14 protein-coding genes are annotated in these 17,259 nt (G+C 67.2%); 7 read left to right on the forward strand and 7 right to left on the reverse strand.

Translation table 11 applies throughout. The features are described 5' to 3' along the window. The first annotated feature begins 129 nt into the window (after positions 1-129). Entirely contained in the window at positions 130-1,305 is a 1,176-nt protein-coding gene (locus M2334_RS12905) for an acyl-CoA dehydrogenase family protein (protein ID WP_264605626.1), read from the forward strand. After that, positions 1,302-2,432: an acyl-CoA dehydrogenase family protein gene (locus M2334_RS12910; RefSeq protein ID WP_264605627.1), complete on the forward strand. Its 1,131-nt coding sequence runs from the start codon at positions 1,302-1,304 to the stop codon at positions 2,430-2,432. Before M2334_RS12905 ends, M2334_RS12910 begins: the two co-directional genes overlap by 4 nt. A 17-nt stretch (positions 2,433-2,449) precedes the next feature. Here M2334_RS12910 and M2334_RS12915 read toward each other — a convergent pair whose 3' ends face one another. Further along, on the reverse strand, positions 2,450-3,529 hold the full coding sequence (locus M2334_RS12915) for an aldo/keto reductase (RefSeq protein WP_264605628.1): 1,080 nt from the start codon (positions 3,527-3,529) through the stop codon (positions 2,450-2,452). Between the two features lie 89 nt (positions 3,530-3,618). Here M2334_RS12915 and M2334_RS12920 point away from each other — a divergent pair, with 89 nt between their 5' ends. Both M2334_RS12920 and M2334_RS12925 read left to right on the forward strand, forming a co-directional pair. Beyond that, positions 3,619-5,076: an aldehyde dehydrogenase family protein gene (locus M2334_RS12920; RefSeq protein ID WP_264605629.1), complete on the forward strand. Its 1,458-nt coding sequence runs from the start codon at positions 3,619-3,621 to the stop codon at positions 5,074-5,076. Positions 5,077-5,281: 205 nt separating this feature from the next. After that, positions 5,282-5,455, forward strand: coding sequence for a hypothetical protein (locus tag M2334_RS12925; protein WP_264605630.1), 174 nt, complete (start codon positions 5,282-5,284; stop codon positions 5,453-5,455). Positions 5,456-5,560: 105 nt separating this feature from the next. On the opposite strand, the gene M2334_RS12930 is transcribed toward M2334_RS12925, so the two are convergent. Genes M2334_RS12930 through M2334_RS12940 form a run of 3 tightly spaced genes read right to left on the reverse strand, consistent with a single transcriptional unit; the run spans position 5,561 to position 9,469 of the window. Beyond that, the gene (locus tag M2334_RS12930; protein ID WP_264605631.1) at positions 5,561-6,874 is read right to left on the reverse strand and encodes an MFS transporter; all 1,314 of its coding nucleotides are present in this window, start codon (positions 6,872-6,874) and stop codon (positions 5,561-5,563) included. A 39-nt stretch (positions 6,875-6,913) separates the two neighbouring features. Beyond that, complete coding sequence (locus M2334_RS12935) at positions 6,914-8,122, reverse strand: pyridoxal-phosphate-dependent aminotransferase family protein (protein WP_264605632.1); 1,209 nt, start codon at positions 8,120-8,122, stop codon at positions 6,914-6,916. Between the two features lie 9 nt (positions 8,123-8,131). Further along, positions 8,132-9,469 (reverse strand): Rieske 2Fe-2S domain-containing protein, encoded by a 1,338-nt coding sequence (locus M2334_RS12940; protein ID WP_264594951.1) that lies wholly within the window; start codon positions 9,467-9,469, stop codon positions 8,132-8,134. 153 nt (positions 9,470-9,622) lie between these two features. Between M2334_RS12940 and M2334_RS12945 the strand changes: the two genes are divergently transcribed. After that, positions 9,623-10,396: a FadR/GntR family transcriptional regulator gene (locus M2334_RS12945; RefSeq protein WP_264574647.1), complete on the forward strand. Its 774-nt coding sequence runs from the start codon at positions 9,623-9,625 to the stop codon at positions 10,394-10,396. Positions 10,397-10,414: 18 nt separating this feature from the next. On the opposite strand, the gene M2334_RS12950 is transcribed toward M2334_RS12945, so the two are convergent. After that, complete coding sequence (locus tag M2334_RS12950) at positions 10,415-11,107, reverse strand: VIT family protein (protein ID WP_264605633.1); 693 nt, start codon at positions 11,105-11,107, stop codon at positions 10,415-10,417. Positions 11,108-11,201: 94 nt separating this feature from the next. Further along, complete coding sequence (locus tag M2334_RS12955; protein ID WP_264605634.1) at positions 11,202-11,711, reverse strand: homogentisate 1,2-dioxygenase; 510 nt, start codon at positions 11,709-11,711, stop codon at positions 11,202-11,204. Positions 11,712-11,796: 85 nt separating this feature from the next. Here M2334_RS12955 and M2334_RS12960 point away from each other — a divergent pair, with 85 nt between their 5' ends. Together M2334_RS12960 and M2334_RS12965 are read left to right on the forward strand one after the other, a co-directional pair. Further along, positions 11,797-13,884: a TonB-dependent receptor plug domain-containing protein gene (locus tag M2334_RS12960; RefSeq protein WP_264605635.1), complete on the forward strand. Its 2,088-nt coding sequence runs from the start codon at positions 11,797-11,799 to the stop codon at positions 13,882-13,884. 86 nt (positions 13,885-13,970) lie between these two features. Next, on the forward strand, positions 13,971-15,644 hold the full coding sequence (locus M2334_RS12965) for an FAD-dependent oxidoreductase (protein WP_264605636.1): 1,674 nt from the start codon (positions 13,971-13,973) through the stop codon (positions 15,642-15,644). 12 nt (positions 15,645-15,656) lie between these two features. On the opposite strand, the gene M2334_RS12970 is transcribed toward M2334_RS12965, so the two are convergent. Further along, positions 15,657-17,258, reverse strand: a complete 1,602-nt coding sequence (locus M2334_RS12970) for a GMC family oxidoreductase (protein WP_264605637.1) — start codon at positions 17,256-17,258, stop codon at positions 15,657-15,659. Position 17,259: the final 1 nt, after the last annotated feature.

Consider the following 17,259-nt stretch of genomic DNA (forward strand, 5'->3'; position numbering starts at 1 on the left):
ATCCGGTGACGACTCAATTGTTGCGCAAATCGATGCTAATGACAACAACATTCTCCAGCCGCTTTATATAAAGCTACTTGATATTATCTGCGAGCGCGCGATGATGGGAAGGAGAAGGAGAGGACAGGCATGTACACGCAAAGCGAGCAGGCTTTTGCCGAAGAGGTCCGCGCATTCGTGCGCGCCGAATGCCCGGCGAATGTACGCGAGAAAGTGACCAACGCGGTCGGCATCACCGCAGCGGAGCGGCTCGCCTGGCACAAGGCGCTGCACGCGCGCGGCTGGGCGGCGCCGCACTGGCCGGTGGAGCATGGCGGCACCGGCTGGAGCCCGGTCCAGACCTATATTTTCTCGGAGACGCTGGCTGAGGAAGGCGCGCCGGACCTCGGCTCCTTCGGCCTCAAGATGCTCGGCCCGACGCTGATGCACTACGGCACGCCGGAGCAGAAGGCCCATTATCTGCCGCGCATCCTCTCCGGCGAGGACATCTGGTGCCAGGGCTTTTCCGAACCGGGCGCCGGGTCCGACCTCGCCTCGCTCAAGACTCGCGCCGTGCGGGACGGCGACCATTGGGTGGTCAACGGGCAGAAGATGTGGACGACCATGGCGCATGAATCGACCATGATGTTCGCGCTTGTCCGCACCGATCCCGATGCGCCCAAGCCGCAAATGGGCATCTCCATGCTGCTCATCGACCTCAAGACGCCGGGCATCGACATCCGCCCGATCATCCTGCTCAACGGCGCCCACACCACCAATGAGGTGTTCTTCGACACTGTGCGGGTGCCCGCCGAAAATCTCGTTGGCGAGCCGCATAAAGGCTGGACCTATTCGCGCGTGGTGCTCGGCAATGAGCGGCTGTCGATCGCGCGGATCGGCCGCAACCGCCGCCAGTTGGCGCGGCTGAAGCAGATCGCGGCCGACCAGGGGCTGGCCGGCGCGCCGCATGTCCGCGCGCGCATCGCCGAAGCCGCCATCGAGCTGGATGCGCTGGAGGCCATGGCCACCGCCATGCTGGACCGCGCCCGGGCCGGGGTCGCCCCGGGGATCGAGGCCAATATGCTCAAGATCAAGGGATCGGAGCTTCAGCAGCGACTGACGCGCCTGCTGGTCGAGGTGGCGGGCCGCAGCGCCGCGCCATTCGCCCCCGACGCCGCCATGGATGCTGGCGATCCGCGCCAGCCTTGGCTCGGCCGCCTGTTCAAGAGCCATTTCGATACGCGCGTCGTCAGCATCTATGGCGGCTCGAACGAAATCCAGCGCAACATCATCGCCAAAACGCTTGGCCTGGGAGCAGCCCGATGAACACGACCGTGATGGACGCCGCACCCGCAAACGGTGCCGAAGAGACGAACATTCGCGACCTGCTGCGCAACTCGCTCGAAACCGTTCTCGCCCGCCACTACAGCTTCGAGCAACGCCGCGATGCGCATGAGAGCCCGGCGCGGGAATCGCGGGCGGCCTGGGTGGCTTATGCCGAGCTTGGCCTGCTCGCCCTCACCCTGCCGGAGGGGCATGGCGGCTTCCCCGGTTCGCTCGGTGACTTGGCCATGGCCGTCGAGACGATGGGCGGCGCGATGGTGCTGGAGCCCTATGCGGCGGTGATGATCGGTGCGCGACTGCTGGCGGCGGCCGGCAGCGAGGACCAGCAGGCGGCATGGCTGCCCGCCATCTGCACCGGCGCGGTGCGCATCGTGCTGGCGCATGAGGAAGCCGATGGCGGCTATGGCCGGCCGATCACCGCCCACGCCACGCCCGATCCGCATGGCTGGCGCCTCTCGGGGCGCAAGATCGCCGTGGCGGGCGGGGATAGCGCAGACCTGTTCATCGTTTCGGCGAACACGGCCGGGGGTGTGGCGCTGTTTCTCGTCCCGGCGGCGGATCTGGCCGTTCGTCCGACCCGCTGCTTCGACTGGACCGGTGCCGCCGACCTCTTGCTGGATGACGTCATCGTGCCCACCGCCGCGCGGATGACCGGCGCCGAGGCGGCGCTGGCCCGCGCGCTCGATGAAGCCACCGCCCTCGCCTGCGCGGATGCCATTGGCGCCTTGCGGGCGGCGAATGCCCTCGCTCGCGAGCATACCCACACCCGCCGGCAATTCGGTCGCCCGCTGGATGCCTTTCAGGTGCTCCAGCATCGGCTGGTCGACATGGCCATCGCGCAGGAGCTTGCCGCGCCGATTGCCGCCGCCGCCGTCGCTGCGTGCGAGGCGGGCGACCCGGCGGCACGCGCCCGCGCGGTCTCGGCGGCGAAAGTGAAGGTCGGCGAGTCGGCCCGCTTCATCGGCGAGCAGTGCGTGCAACTCCATGGCGGCATGGGACTGGTGCAGGAATATCCGGCCGCGCATCTGTTCGCCCGACTAGGGCTGTTCGAGCTCTCCCATGGCGACCGCGACGCCCATCTCGAGCGCTACGCGGCGCTGGCCCTTTAAGCGCTCAGCTTAAACCCTTAGCGGCGGCTCTGGCTCGGCGAGCCGCCGCCGGTGGGGGGCGCGATACCGTTGATGCGGGTGCCGCCACTGATCGAGCCCGTGGCACGCCGGGCAAAGTCGGCGGGATAGGTCAGCGCGGGAGGCCCGGCGGCATCGAGCGCCGCCAGATCCTCGGCCGACAGGGTGATGCGGCTCGCCGCGGCATTCTCGACAAGCTGGTCGGCATCGTTGGCGCCCAGCAGGATCGTCGTGACCCAGGGTTGCGCCTGAAGCCAGGCCAGCGCGATCTGCGCGGGACTGGCGCCGTGGCGCTCCGCGACCTGCAGCACGACGTCCAGCACGCGCTCGGCCTTCTCGTCCAGAATGCGGGCAAGGAACGAGCCACGCCCTTCGGCATCATGATTGCTGGCATCGCCGCGCCGATAGCGGCCGCTCAGCGCCCCGCTCTTGAGCGGCGACCAGGCCGCGATGCCCATGCCATAGGCCTGCGCCAGCGGCACATGCTCGATCTCGATATTCCGCTCCATCAGCGAATATTGCAGCTGCAGGCCAATCACCGGCACCAGATTGCGCCACTGCGCCAGCCAGTGCGCCTCGGCCACTTTCCACGCCGGGATGTTGGAGAGGCCGACATGCAGCACCTTGCCCGCCCGGACCAGATCATCGAGCGCACGCATCGTCTCGTCCATCGGCGTCAGCGGATCGACAATGTGCATCCAGAGCAGGTCGACCCGGTCGGTCTTGAGCTTGCGCAGCGAGGCTTCGACGCTTTGCAGGATGGACTTGCGCCCGCCCCCGCCGGCATTGGGATCGCCATCGCGGACATTCGAGCCGAATTTGGTGGCTATCACCAGCCGGTCGCGCAGGCCGGGCTCGCCGGCGAGATAATCACCGAGGATCGTCTCGGCCTCGCCGCCGCCATAGCTGTTCGCGCAATCGAGGAAGTTGCCGCCAAGGTCGCAATACTGCGCAATGAGGCGCCCGGCAGCGGTGGCGTCCAGACTCCAAGGCTGGGCGCCGCCGAAGTTGAAGGTGCCGAGCGCGTAACGGCTCACCCGCAGGCCGGACCGTCCCAAGGTCACGAAATCGTCAAACATTCCACCCCTTCCCGATTGCTCAAACTATACTACTATATTATCTTTATGGCGTATCGCCGGATGTGAGCCAAGCGGAGACCAAAAGCAACATGAACGATCGTCTGACCGCGCAAAAGCCCATGCTTGACTCGCCCCAGCTTGCCGCCGGCATGCTGATCGACGGGGAGATCGTGGCGGGAGAGGCGTTCATGCCGGTGATCGATCCCGCGACGGGCAATGCCTTTGCGCAGGCACCGGACGCGCAGCGGGACGATCTCGACCGGGCCGTCGCCGCCGCGCGCCGGGCCTTCCCCGGTTGGTCCGCCCGCGATGTGACCGAGCGGCGCGCCGTCATCCACCGGATCGCCGCGCGCCTGCGCGAGGTCGCCGATCCGCTGGGCGCGCTGCTCACCGCAGAACAGGGCAAGCCGTTGCGCGACGCCATTGGCGAGGTGCGCCGCGCGGCCGATCATATCGAGGCGTTGAGCGCCTTCGATGTCGCCGGCGGCGTGCTGCGCGAAGATGCGCGCGAGCGGGTGGAAATCCGCTACCGGCCGCTCGGCGTGGTGGGCGGCATCACGCCGTGGAACGTGCCGGTGATGCTGGCCACCGTGAAGATCGCGCAGGCGCTCTACACCGGCAATTGCATCGTGCTGAAGCCCTCCCCGCTCACGCCGCTCTCCACGCTCGCCATCGGCCAGGCCATTGCCGACATCGTGCCCCCGGGCACGGTGAACATCCTGAGCGGCGGCAATGATCTGGGCGTTTGGCTGACAACGCATCCGGATGTGGACAAGATCAGCTTCACCGGCTCGGTCGCGACCGGCCGGCATGTGATGGCGAGCGCGGCAAGCACCTTCAAGCGCATCACGCTGGAACTGGGCGGCAACGATCCCGCCATTGTCCTGCCCGATGCGGATGTGGAAGCCACTGCCGAGGGCATTGCCCGCAGCGCCTTTGCCAATTGCGGGCAGGTCTGCATGGCGATCAAGCGGGTGTTCGTGCATCGCGCGCTCTACCCGGCGATGGTCGAGGCGCTGGCGCGCCGGGCGGCCGCCATCCGCGTGGGACCGGGCACCGATCCGCAAAGCCAGATGGGGCCGATCCAGAACCGGATGCAGTTCGACAAGGTGCTGGCGCTGCTCGAGGGCGTGCGGGGGACTCCGGGCGCGCAGATCCTCACCGGTGGCGAGCGGTTGCCGGGCCCGGGCTATTTCGTCATGCCGACGGTGGTCGCCGGACTGGATGACGCAGCGCCGCTGGTGCGCGAAGAGCAGTTCGGCCCGGTGCTGCCGGTCCTGGCTTTCGACGAGATCGAGGATGTCATCCGCCGCGCCAACGCCACCGAATTCGGCCTCGGGGCGTCGGTGTGGACGGCGGACACAGACGGCGGCGGCGCGATTGCCCGGCAGCTTGAGGCCGGGATGGTCTGGGTCAACCGGCATGGCGGCAATGGCCGCGACGTGCCCTTCGGTGGCGCCAAGCATTCAGGCTATGGGCGCGAGCAGGGCGTCGCGGGGATGCAATCCTATATGGAAATGCAGGCGGTCACGATTCCGCTTGGGTGAAGAAGCCCGCCGGGACGGAGGTGCTCCGCTCCCGCTCAGCCAAGCCGATCAATGACTGGCGCAGGGGGATGGTCCGGCACTTGTCCGGGATCGGCCTTGTCTCGTCATGTGATCGTCCGGACATGATTGTTGCCTCACCTCGTCATTCCCGCGAACGCGGGAATCCAGTAGCAACGTTGAAATGACGCGCGAAATCGATCCCTAAGTGTATCTGCTGGCGTCGCATCGCAACGGTACGCTCTCTCTGGGCGTCACTTCCAACCTCATCGAAAAGCAGATCAAGAAATGGCGCAGAGCCTGGAAGCTCGATTTGATCGAGCGGGCCAACCCCGATTGGCAGGATCTTGCCGTCACCCTGGGATTGAACTTGCGAGCTTGACTGGATTCCCGCCTTCGCGGGAATGACGCAGGATAGGGAGCAAACGCGCCGCTCAACATAGGGTGACGGCGCATAGTCAGCGATTGGAATGTGTTCAGGCGGCCATTAGCCACCGGTTGCGCATTCTGACCCGCTATCCTGCAGTGCCCTGATCCGCAGCAGATAGGCCGGGGTGACACGCGCCATCAGCAGTGCGGCGACGATCGTCAGGGCGATGAACACGCCAAAGCCGACCAGATAGGTGCCGGTGCGATCGTACAGGTTCGCCAGCACGACCGGCCCGAAGGCCGAGCCCATGGTGTTGAAGCCGGCGAGCACCGGCAGCAGGCGGTTCATGAGACCGGGACCATAGACATGCTTGGCGACGACCGGGCCATCCACGGTCAGCCCGCCATGCGCCACCCCCAGCACGGTGGTGAAGACGAGCGCGGTGAACAGCCCCTGCACCGGCAACGCCAGCAGGATGGCCAGGCCGAGCAGCAGGTTCCAGCCCGCCACGCCCTTCACCGAAAAGCGATCGAACGTCATGCCCGCGACGAACTTGGCGCCGATGCCGATGAGGAAGGTGAGCGACCAGGCCGAGGCCGCGACGGTGCGCGAGAGGCCGATCTCGTTGGTGAGATAATAGATGCTGTGCTGAAAGAGCGCCTGATCGATCAGCGCCGAGAGGAATGTCGCCAGCGCGATCAGCCAGAAGGCGTGCTGGCGCAGCATGGTGCGGAAGCTGATGCCGAGATCGGCCGCGCGCAGCCGGGCGCTGCTGACCTGCTCGCTCGTCCGTACCGCCTCGGGCAGCACGTCCGCCTCGCTGGGGTTGAACCGCACCGACAGCGCCAGCGGAATGGAAATGCAGAAGATGCCGATGCTCAGACAGGCAAAGGCGACGCGCCAGCCATAAAGCGGAATGAGCTGGCTCGTCATCAGCGGGAACAGCACGCCGCCGAAGCTGGTGCCAATGACCGCCACGCCCGTCGCCAGCCCGACATTGCGCATGAACCAGCGCGAAACGAGCAGGCGCAGCGAAATGATCACGGCGCCCTGGCCGATGCCGATCATGAAGCCGACGACATAATAGCTCCACAGCGAGTGGACGAACAGGAAGCCCGCCAGACCGATGGCTTCGGCCGCCATGGCGCCGACCAGCACCAGCTTGAGGCCGATCCGCTCCACCAGCGGGCCGATGATGAAGATCGCCATGATCGCGCCGGTGAGGCTCTTATAGGTGTAGATGAGCGTCGCCTGGGTGAGCGTCCAGCCGAACTCCTTCATGACCTCGGGATAGACGAACGGCATGGTCAGCGGCGCGCCGAAGGCGATGAGGAAGATGAAGAACGCCTTGGCGACCACCCCCCAGCCCGGATAGCGCCAGGTCGCCCGGATGATGGCGATCTTGTCTGTAAGGCTCGCTCGACCTGCCATGCCCTCGCTCCCGTCCTGTCTCTTGCCGCCCTCGCCCGATCAGGCGGCGAGGCCGGGCGCGCCGCGCTGCGCCTGCCCGGTCAGCACGGCGATGGCCGCTTCCGTCCCGCCCGCCCGATAGGGGACGCCCGCGAAGGCCAGCGCGGCTTCCGTCGCGGCGATGGTGCCGAGCACCAGCGCGTCGCTGAAGTCGCCGAGATGGCCGATGCGGAACACCCGGTCATCGAGCTGGCCAAGGCCATTGCCGAGGCTCATGTTGCAGCGCTCCAGCGCCGCCTCGCGCACGGCATCGGCCGAGATGCCTTCCGGCATCCGCACGGCGGTGAGCACAGGCGAATGGGCGGCATCATCGCGGCATTGCGTCTCGAAGCCCCATTGGGCGACCGCCGCGCGCGTCGCCTGCGCCGCCCGCTGGTGACGCGCGAAGACGGCGTCCAGCCCCTCCTCCTGCATCATGGCAATGGCCTCGCGCAGCCCCTGCAGCAGATTGATGGCCGGGGTGTAGGGGAAAAAGCCCCGGGCATTGGCCTCCAGCATCTCGCCCCAATCCCAATAGGAGCGCCTCATCCCGGCCGATTTCGACGCCGCGATGGCCTTTTGCGACAGGGCATTGAAGGAGAGGCCCGGCGGCAGCATCAGCCCCTTTTGCGAGCCGCCGACCGCTACATCCACGCCCCAGGCATCATGCTGATAATCCGCCGACGCCAGCGACGAGACCAGATCGGCCATCAGCAGCGCGGGATGCCCCGCTTCATCGATGGCGCGGCGCACGGCGGCGATGTCTGAGGTCACGCCGGTGGAGGTCTCGTTATGGACCACGCAGACCGCCTTGATGCGATGGGCCTTGTCCGCGCGCAGCCGCTCGCCAATGGCTGCGGCATCGACCGGGCTACGCCAGTCGCCGGGGATCAGCTCGGGCTCCAGGCCGATCTTGCGGGCGAGGCGGCACCAGAGCGTCGCGAACCAGCCGGTCTCGTACATCAGCACCGCATCGCCCGGCGAGAGCGCGTTGACGAGCGCCGCCTCCCACGCGCCGGTGCCCGACGAAGGGTAGATGATGACCGGGCCTTCGGTCTTGAAGATGCCCTTTATCCCGTCCAGCACCTCGACCGTGAGATCACGGAAGTCAGGCCCGCGATGGTTGATGGTCGGGCGCGCAATCGCCTCCATCACCCGTTGCGGCGTGGTCGTTGGACCGGGCAGTTGCAGGAAGTGCGCGCCCGGGCGATGGGAAGAGGTGGCAGACATGAACGGTCCTCAGGCTGGCGCGGCCGCGAGGCGGCGCTTGCGGTCCACCGGCTCGGCGGTCCCCCTGCTCCACACCGCGCGGCGCGCATTGTAGAAATCGAGCCAGTCCTGCTCGGGCGGGAGCAGCGCATAGCCGGCGCGGACATTATGGTAGCAGGCCGGATTATCGACGCCCGGCGGCACCACCCCGTCGTCCCGCAACGCCGTCGCGGCCCATTTGAGCCGCCGGCGGGTGAGCACGATCATCCGATCGCTGGTGCCCAGATGCTCCATGGTGCGGTCCACCACCGGCCCCATGCTCTCGGTGACGGCCTGATCCTGCACCGGGATCGCCTCGATGCCGCTATAGCTCTGCGTCGACTGCGCCTCACGCGAGATCAGATGATCGTTGCGCGGATTGGCATCGATGCGGAAGCGGCCGAGCCAGTCGGTGGTGTTGGGCAGGAAATTGATGGGCGAGGTGGTGCCGGGGATCGGCTTGCCCGCCTTGGTGAGCGTCGTCGCGCCGGTGCGCGGGCCGCCGATGGTGACGAGCATGGCATGATGATCATCCAGCGGCACCCAGGCGCGGGCGCGGATATGGTCGAGCGGTTCGGAGGGCGCCATGGTCCAGAAGGGCAGCGCGAACTGGCCGATGCGGTGATAGAGATTGTCCCCGGCCGGGCGATAGGCGCAATACATGGTGCCGTAATCGGTCTCCAGCGCCTCATATTTCGGCGCAAGATTCTCGCGCATCTGCCGGTAATAATTGATCGAGCCTTCCTCGAACTGATCCGGCGTCGCCGCGCCCAGATGCAGGAAGCCGACATGGCAGGTGTCGATGTCTCCCTCCAAGGCCTGCAGCCAGTTGCACTCGCGCATCATGAAGGTGACGGTGAGCGGCTGGCCCGCCTCTACCTCGTCCCAGTCGAAATGCGGCAGTGCGGGCGGCTCGGCGCGGGTGCCCATATAGACCCAGGCGACGCCGTAGCGCTCGGCCACGGGGAGCGCGCGGATCTTCACCTTGTCCTTATAGTCCGTCTCCGGGGGTTCGCTCGGCATCTCAATGCACTGGCCGGTCCGATCGAACTTCCAGCCATGGTAGACGCAGCGGATGCCGCCCTCCTCATTGCGCCCGTAGAACAGCGATGCGCATCGATGGGCGCAGCGATGATCGACCACGCCCAGCGAGCCATCGGGCGAGCGGAAGGCGAGGAAGTTCTCCCCGAGCAGGCGGAGCCGCAGCGGCGCGCCGCCAGCCTTGACTTCGTCCGGCATGAAAGCGGGGATCCAATATTCCCGCATCAACGCGCCCATGGGGGTGCCGGGGCCGGTCTGGGTCAGCAAGGCATTGTCTTCCGGCGACATTCCGCCCTCCCCCACATCCGAATGAATCAAACTATAATATAGTTATTCTTTTTCATCCGATGCGGCGTGGCTTGTCAAGCAATGCCGGGCGGGGCAGGATTGAAATCATCATATAGAATGACCGATCGCCCGCCCCGCGCGGACGATGCCAACATGAGAAAGCCTGTTCCCTTGGCCGAATCCGACACCGTTTTCAGTTCCGTGCGCAGCCAGTCGCTCGCCTCGCGCATCGTCTCGCAGGTGATCGACGCGCTGTTTGCCGGCCAGTTCAAGCCCGGCCAGTTCCTGGGTACCGAGGCGCAGCTGACCGAGACCTTCCAGACCAGCCGCGTGCCGATCCGCGAGGCGCTGGGCCGGCTGGAGGCGCTGGGCGTCGTGACGATCAAGACCGGCGCGGGCGGCGGGGCCACCATCGCCGAGGGCAAGCCGGACCAGTTCGCGACAGCGCTGGCGGTGCAATTCATGCTCGTCCAGGTGACGGCCGAGGAGATTTTCGATGCCCGCATTGGCATCGAATGCCGCGCCGCAGAGCTGGCTGCCGAGAAGATCACCGACGACCAGATCGAGGCGCTCCGGCTGCTGCTGGAGCGGATCATGGAGCCGGACCTGCCGCGGCGGGAGTCGGTCGATCGCATCCTCGCCTTCCACCGCTTCATCGTGGAGGCTTCGGGCGCGCGCACGCTGGTGACGCTCATGCATGCGCTGGAGCATGCGCTGCTCAACCTGTTCACGGCGCTGGAAGCCTCGCCGCGCAACAGCCGCATCGGCTACAAGTCGCTGCAGGGCATTTTCGACCGGATCGCCGCGCGCGACAGTGAGGGCGCCTTCACGGCGATGCGTCTCCATCTGCTCGATCGGCGCAAGTCGATGCTCTACCGGCTCAAGGAGCTGAGCGACCAGGCGGGGATCGCGACGCCCGCCAGCTAGGCGGCCGACGCCGTCCCGTCAGACGCTCGTCCCGACCAGCCGCCCGATCCCGGCTGTCAGGGCCATGGCGAGCGCGCCCCAGAAGACCACCCGCGCCACCGGCCGCCAGGGCTTGGCGCCGCCAGCGCGCGCGCCGATGCCGCCAAGCAGGCCGAGGAACAGGATCGATCCTGCCGCCTCGCCCACCACCATGCGGTCCATCGGCAGCACGGCGGCCAGCACCAGCGGCAGCGCCGCGCCGGCCGTGAAGGTGGCGGCGGAGGTGAAGGCTGCGACCACCGGGCGCGCCGCTGTCGTCTCGGTAATGTGCAACTCGTCACGCGCATGGGCGCCGAGCGCATCATGGGCCATCATCTGCTCGGCCGCGCGCCGCGCCGTCGCCGGGTCGACGCCGCGCGCGACATAGATGTCGGTGAGTTCCTGCAGCTCGGCCTCGGGCGCGGTGGCCAGTTCCTGCGTCTCGCGCGCGAGGTCGGAGCGCTCGGTGTCGGACTGAGAGCTGACCGAGACATATTCGCCGGCCGCCATGGACATCGCCCCGGCCACCAGACCGGCAGCGCCCGCGACGATCAGCGCCGACCGATCCGCGCCCGAGGCCGCCACGCCGAGGATGAGGCTGGCCGTGGACACAATGCCGTCATTGGCGCCCAGCACCGCCGCGCGCAGCCAGCCGATGCGCGAGACGAGATGATATTCCCGATGCGGCCTCATGGACGATCCCCCTCATATTCAGCGCGACTTTATCAGAACGGGGCCTGCGCGGCGATTGGGGAAATCTGCTCTTGGCCGGAGGGCTGGCGCGATCTTATTCGGTGGCCGGCACGATCATCGCTCTGATGACAGGGGCCTCGCTGCCGCTGATCTGCAGGATGTGGCGCCCGGCCTTGAGGCGGAAATCGACGATCTTGCGGATGCCCGAGCAAGCCGGCCCGTGGCCATGCGTGAGCGAGGGCACGCGGGCGCCGTCGGTCACCATGTCCACCCACGCCGCTGCGCCCAAGGCGACGCGATAGATGCCGTCGCGCGGGGCGTCGAACGCTAGCCTCCCGGCGTAGGTGCCGGGCTTGGCCGCACGCTCGGGCGCGGCAGCGAACGCGACGGATGAGGCAGGCGACAAGGTGAGATCGACGGCCTGGCCGGGCTTGAGCTGAACGGCTGCTTCCGTCGCGCTGGCAACCCGCTCGGCGCTGCGCCAGGCCGCAAATTCAGGCGGCAGAGCCGCATCGTCCGCGCAGGCGGGCGCATCCGCAGCGGGCATCTGAGCGGCGACGGGCATCGGTGCCAGCGCCATTGCGAGAGCCATCATCACACGCATTGTCCGCTTCTCCTCTGGACGGTTGGTTCTTTCGATGTATTTGCACATATACATCGACTCACGATCAAGAAAAGGGGATCCATTGATGAGAGCGACACTGGTGCTGGGCGCCGCAATTCTGGTGACGTCGGGCATGGCCCGCGCGCAGGTGGCGGAGGGCGAGGCCGGCAGTTTCAGCCTCGGGCAGATCATCGTGACGGCGCCCGCCGGACCTGACCGGCTGCTCGGCACGGAGACGCTCGGCCAGCAGGCCATGGTCCGCTTCAACCGCGTGCAGCTCGACGATGCGATCAACCTCCTGCCGGGCGTCTCGGCGGGCAATAGCGGTGGCTCGCGCAACGAGCGGCTGGTGTTCGTGCGCGGGTTCGACCGCTTTCAGGTGCCGCTCTCGATTGACGGGATCCGCGTCTATCTGCCGGCCGACAACCGGCTAGACTTCGGCCGCTTCCTCACGCCGGACATTGCCGAGGTGCAGGTGGCGAAAGCCTATACCTCCGTGCTGGACGGCCCCGGCGCCATGGGCGGCGCGATCAATCTCGTCACGCGCAAGCCCACCAAGGCTTTGGAGGCCGAGGCGCGCGCCACGCTCAATCTCGACCGCGATGCGGATTATGGTGGCTACAGCGTCTTCGCCCTGCTCGGCACGCGGCAGGACCAGTGGTACGCGCAGGCAAGCTATGCCCGCAATTTCACCGATCACTGGACGCTCGCCGGTAGCTTCCACCCGGTCAGCGCGAACGAGGACGGCGGCGCCCGCGACTTCTCCCGCACGTCAGATTGGCGCGTGAATGCCAAGCTGGGCGTCACCCCCAACGCCACCGACGAATATGTGCTGAGCTACACACGGCAGGAAGGCAGCAAGAATGCGCCGCTGCATGTGAGCGACACGAGCAATGTCTCGCTGCGCAACTGGAGCTGGCCCTATTGGACCATCGACACGCTGTCCTTCCTTGCCACCACCGCGCTCAGCAGCCAGGCGACGCTCAAGACGCGGGCCTATTACAGCCGCTTCGATAATCTGCTGCGCTCCTGGGACAATCGCAGCCAGACCAGCCAGACGCTGGGTCGGTCCTTCGACAGCCCTTATGCGGACACGGCCTATGGCGGATCGGCAGAGCTCGGCGTGAACCTGCTGCCCGTCGACCGGCTGACCCTCGCCTTCCATTACCGACATGACGAGCACCGCGAATCCCAGACCAGCCGGCCGGGCCTGCCCGGCAGCATCGCCGAGCCGGTGCAGATCAGTGCCGAGCGCAACTGGAGCATCGCGGTGGAGAACCGCCTCGCCCTGCTGCCCGCCCTGACGCTGACGCTGGGCGCCTCCTATGACTGGCGCGATCTCGACCGCGCGGAGGACTATGGCGTGCCGCAGGGGCAGACCGGCGCCAACCGGCTCTACAGCTTTCCGCTGCGCAACGTCGATGCGCTGAACGCGCAAGGGCGGCTGGACTGGCGCGGCGAGAATGGCAGCGCGGCGCATCTCTCGCTCTCGTCCCGTGGCCGCTTTCCGACCCTGTTCGAGCGGTTCAGCAGCCAGTTCGGCACCGCCGAGCCCAATCCCGGCCTTAACCCGGAACGGGCGACCACGCTGGAGGTCGGCGGCGCGCGTCAGCTGGGGCCGCTCCATGTCAGCGCAGCGCTCTTCCACAGCTGGGTGAGCGACGCGCTGGTTTCGGTCCGCACGCCGGCCAACCTCAATCGCCGGGAGAATTATGGATCGGCGCGTTATTATGGCGGCGAGGTCGCGGTGGATCTGAAGCTGAGCGACCAGATCGAGCTGGGCGGCAATTATTCCTACATCCAGCGGGACTTCACGGTCGGCACGGCGCCGGCGGGCAGCCTGATCCGTCCGTTTCAGCTGACCGATGTGCCGGGCCACAAAGGCTTTGCCTATCTGGGCTGGCGGCCCGTCCCTGCGCTGCGGATCACCCCCAACCTCGATTTTGCCTCGCGCCGCACGACCGTCACGCCCGCCTCCGCCAATGGCCTCGCGCCCATCTATTACAAGACGGGCGGCTATGCGCTGGCCGGACTGACCATCGATTATGCGTTGACGCCACAGGCCACGCTCAGCGTCGGCGGTCGCAATCTCTTCGACCGGGATTATGTGCTGACCGATGGCTTCCCCGAACCGGGCCGCTCGCTGTTCCTCAGCCTGAGCGCGCGCTACTGACCCCCTCAACAATTGATAATACTGTCTTTCTATATGATCTTTCTCCAGATATGCTCTCTCCGAACGATAAGAGCGGAGGAGAGCGCATGGCCGTCCAGAGGAACAACGAGCGGTTTGTGGCCGCGCTGGCGCCCGCGAAGGCGATGGACGTCGTTGTCGTGGGCGGCGGGCCTGCCGGGTGCGTCGCGGCGCTGAGCGCGGCGCGCAATGGTGCGCGGGTGATGCTCATCGAGCGGGTCGGCTATCTGGGCGGGATGATGACCGGGGGCGGCATCGGTGGCATCGGCATCAATGGCTATATCATCGAGAAGGGCATCGGCACGCCGGTGGTGAAGGGCATCTCGCTGGAGATCCTGCACCGCATCCAGTCCATGGGCGGCGCGCCGGAGGGTAGCCCGATTGCGCGGCACCCCACCGACTCCGTGATGATGACCAGCCTGCTCGATGAAATGATGGAAGAAGCCGGGGTCGAAGTGCTGTTCAACACCGTGGTGTTCGACACGCTGGTGGAGGACGGGCGGGTGACGGGCGTCGCCATCGGCAACAAGTCCGGCGGGCAGGTGGTGCTGGCCGACGTGATGATCGACGCCTCCGCCGATGCCGACGTGGCCGCCTGGGCCGGCGCGCCCTTCCACCAGGGCCGCGAGGAGGATGGGCGCCATCATGGCGGATCGATGGACATGCAGATCGGCGGCATCGATGTCGACCGGCTGATCGACTATCTGCGCAACCAGCCGCTGCTGAGCGAAGAAGAGCGCGCCGAGCTGGACCGCGAGCGCTCCGCGCTGATGGGCGGCGGGCGGCCGGTGAACACCTACAAGTCGCTCAAGGGCGAGACGCTCTACGCCGAGCCCATGGCCCAACCGACCGACTGGGACGAGGTGGACCGCATCCGCGCGGCCGGCGGCATTCCCAAGCTGCGCCTCTCTCCGGCAGCCGGCGGCCCGATCCCCGGCAAGGCGACGGCACCCAGGGTGGATGGCAAATATGTCCCCCTCCCCGCCGGGCTGGACCGCGAATGGGTGGAGTATATCAAGGCCGGCAAGGTGCCCTTGCTCTATGGCGCGACCGAGCCGGTCTATCCGCCGCCGCGCTTTGGCAGCATCGGCATCTTCCGCCACGGCAAGATGCGCGACGGGCAGATGATGTCCGGCGTGTACGAGGTCTGGTACGACCACACCAATGAGGAAGAGGTGAGCAAGTCGCTGATCTATCGGCGCAAGCTCAACCGGGTGTATCTCAACTTCCTGCGCGAGCGCATCCCCGGCTTCGAGGAGGCCTATATCGTCATGGAATCCCCCACTGGCGGCGCGCGCGAGGGGCGGCGGATCGTCGGCGACTATATCCTCACCGAGGATGATGTGCTGGCAGGGCGGCGCTTTCCGGACGTGATCGCCAAGGGCGGGCCGCGCGGGCCGGACCTGCATTCGGTGACCGGCCTGTGGGGCGACGGCGTGGCCTCGCCGTTCAAGGCGCCGTATGACATTCCCTATCGCATCCTGCTGCCCAAGGGCGTTGAGGGCCTGCTGGTGGCGGGGCGCTGCGTCTCCGCAACCTTCGCGGCGCTCGGCGCAGTGCGCGATCAGGCGACCTGCATGTCCATGGGCGAGGCGGCGGGTGCAGCGGCCAGCATTGCGGTGCAAGCAGGCGTTACGCCGCGAGAGGTGGACGTGCGCGCGGTACAGCAGTGCCTGCTCGATCAGGGCGCGCTCCTCTACATCGGCGACGAGCAGCCGCTGGAGATTGAGCCGGCGGAATGATCACGCGCGCGGCTATTCCCCGCGTTTGATGAAGTCCGCAGCGCGCTCAGCGACCATGATGACCGGGAGGTTGGTATTGCCGCCGGGCAGGCGCGGGAAGATGGAGGCGTCGACCACTCGCAGCCCGTCTATGCCGTTCACCCGCAGGCGCCCGTCGACGACGGCCTGCGCATCGCTGCCCATGCGGCAGGTGCCGCTCGGGTGATAGGCCGTCGCCGCTGTCTCGCGGATATAGGCCATGACCTCCTCATCCGACAGCAAAGGTCGCTCCGGCCGCCGCATCTGCCCCACCACCTTGGCGAGCGCCGGCTGGCGGATGAGCGCCTCCAGTCCACGATAGCCGCCGAGCATGGCGCGCTGATCTTCGGGATCGCTCATCAGGTTGAAGGCGATGCGCGGATGGGCCAGCGGATCGGGCGAACCGAGCTTCAGCCAGCCCCGGCTCTTCGGGTAATTGAGCGACCACATCGCCCCCATGCGCGGCCCGAACGGCCGGGCCACGCCGGGAAACCAGACCCGCGAGAACATGGAGAGCGGGATCAGCAAGAAATGCATGTCGATCACATCCGGGTCGGCGCCGGTCGCGACATTGGCGGAGGCGGCGAGCGGCGGCGCGCCCATGATGCTCTTGCGCCCCGCCATCCAGCGCAGGAACGATCCGGTCAGCCGGTCGAAGCGCAATTCCCGGTCGAACGCCAGCGCAGGATCGAGATCGAACTCCATGCCGGCACCGGGATGATCCTGCAGATTGGCGCCGACCTCCCCGCTTTCCACGGCGACATCCAGGCCCATCTCCTGCAGATGGGCGCCCGGCCCAATGCCCGAGAGCAGCAGCAGTTGCGGCGAATTGATCGCGCCGCCGGCCAGCAGCACTTCGCGCTCGGCGAGGATTTCTTCCAGCCGCCCGTCGCGTGAGACCTCGATGCCGATTGCCCGCCCATCGCGCAGCAGCACGCGCGTCGCCACGGCGCCGGTGCGCACCTCCAGATTGGGTCGGCCGAGCGCAGGGCGCAGATAGGCCTCCGACGTGTTGGCGCGGCGACCGTTGCGCGTCGTGAAATCCGGCATGCCGAAGCCATCGGTTCGCGGGCCGTTGAAATCCTCCGTGATCGGGTAGCCGAGCGATCGGGCCGCCTCCAGCACATTGGCCATCAGTGGGCTCGGCGCCGGATGCGGCTCGACGCTCAGTGGCCCGCTGCCGCCATGTTCGGGCGTATCGCCGCGCCAGTGTCGCTCCAGCTTGCGGAACCAGGGCAGCACATCATCCCAGCCCCAGTCAGTGAGGCCGGTATCGCGCCAGCCATCATAATCGGCCTTGTGCCCCCGGATCGCCATCATGCCGTTGAGCGAGGAGGTGCCGCCGAGCATCCGTCCGCGCGCGACCGGCAGGCGGCGGCGGTCCAGCTCCGCCTCCGGCTCCGACATGAAGCCCCAGGTGAGCGCCGGATTGGGCCATAGCTTGGAGACCGCCAGCGGCAGGCGCACGTCCAGTCGCCGGTCGCTGCCGCCGGCTTCCAGCAGCAGCACGCGGTTGCGCGGATCTTCGGACAGGCGGGCAGCGAGCACGCAGCCCGCCGAGCCGGCGCCCACGACGATGTAATCGAACCGATCCACG

This window comes from Sphingobium sp. B11D3D (assembly GCF_025961755.1).
Classification (GTDB): domain Bacteria; phylum Pseudomonadota; class Alphaproteobacteria; order Sphingomonadales; family Sphingomonadaceae; genus Sphingobium.